The 1,446-nt window shown below is 60.7% G+C and carries 1 protein-coding gene; it reads right to left on the minus strand.

All coding sequences use genetic code 11. From position 1 onward, the window contains the following. Window positions 1–31: 31 nt before the first annotated feature. A complete protein-coding gene (locus P3T21_RS38375; RefSeq protein ID WP_429261053.1) occupies window positions 32–1,399 on the minus strand; it encodes an IS30 family transposase in 1,368 nt (455 codons plus the stop codon). Between the last annotated feature and the right edge of the window lie 47 nt (window positions 1,400–1,446).

Below are 1,446 nucleotides of genomic sequence, written 5' to 3' on the forward strand. Positions count from 1 at the left end.
CCCGCATTCAACCGGTCGTCGCAACAGTGCCTTATGCGCGTGATGATAGATGCTCGCGGAGCCTTTCGGCAGGAGTTTTCCAGCCGAGAGCTTTGCGAGGTCGGTTATTAAGCGCGTTTGCGACCGCAGCGAGTTCGTCGGCGCCATAGCGTGTTAGATCCGTTCCCTTGGGGAAGTACTGGCGCAGAAGGCCGTTTGTGTTTTCGTTGGTACCGCGTTGCCAAGGGCTACGCGGTTCGCAGAAGTAGATGTCCATGCCCGTGTCAATTCGCAGTTGGGCATGCTGAGACATCTCTGCACCCTGGTCCCATGTCAGCGATCTGCGCAAATGTGACGGCAGGGGCAGCATTAAGGCAGCGATTGCCTCTCTGACCGCGTCAGCGCCATGACCGGCTAGCGCTGGTCCGTTTTTCTCTCGAACCGTTCCGTGTTCAGCCATGCGGGGAAGGTGCAACAGCAGGGTAAAGCGAGTCGTGCGTTCTACGAGCGTTCCGATTGCTGAGCTTCCCAGCCCGATAATCAGATCACCTTCCCAGTGACCTGGTACAAGGCGCTGCTCGACCTCCCGGGGCCGCTTGCCGATCATTACTTCGGGCGTGACAAACTTCTTGCCTCGTTCGCGCGTACGGGCGCGGGGGACCCGTAGCGGCCGTCCAGATCGAAGCGACGCACTCAATTCGCGTTTCAATGCTCCACGCTCCTGAATGTAGAGGGCCTGGTAGATTGCTTCGTGCGAGATTCGCATCGACTCATCATCCGGGAAGTCAACGGGCAACCTGTTGGCGATCTGCTGTGGACTCCAGGACGTTGCCCAATGCCGGTCCTGACGGCGCCCGTGGCGCCTGCGCGTCCAGGCCAATTGAGGCCCAACACGCTTGCCGCACTCGTTCGTGACCGCTCCAGAGAGTCGATCCTGAACATACTGCCTGAGGGATTCGTTGGCGACGAGCATGGCGGTCTTCGGGCGTCTGGCACGCCGCTGCGCGTGCCACTGTGCAGTCGTTGCCCGATACTCAACGTAGCCGCTTCGAGTAGCTGCGTTGCGGGTCAGCTCCCGTGAAATGGTCGAAGCGTGTCGACCCATCCGTCTGGCGATCTCACGAACGCCGTGACCCTGCGCTCGTAGAAGAGCGATCTCCTCCCGCTCGGAGAAGGACAGAAAACGGGCTGAAAGCGTGGTTAGGCTGACATTAGGCATGCCGCCACTTTGCCTGAACCAGCGCACTCCGACCACTGGTGACACGCCGGCTACCGCGGCCGCCTTCTCGCTTGGCAAGCCTTGAGCAATTGCCTTCCAGAATCGCTGTCGGTCTTCCCTCAGGCCAACGCCGGGTCGTCCCACCGAACCCACCGCCGGACGCACTCCACGCCGACAGCGGCCATGTTTTTCTGTTCCCATTGCAACTCCCGGATTTCAGGGTGTTGCGACGACCGGTTGAATGCGGG

This window comes from Paraburkholderia sp. GAS334 (assembly GCF_050436625.1).
Taxonomy (GTDB): Bacteria; Pseudomonadota; Gammaproteobacteria; order Burkholderiales; family Burkholderiaceae; genus Paraburkholderia.

Excerpts from the sequence above, each read along its gene's own strand:
- P3T21_RS38375 (WP_429261053.1), bottom strand. The coding sequence starts at position 1,399 with ATGGGAACAGAAAAACATGGCCGCTGTCGGCGTGGAGTGCGTCCGGCG.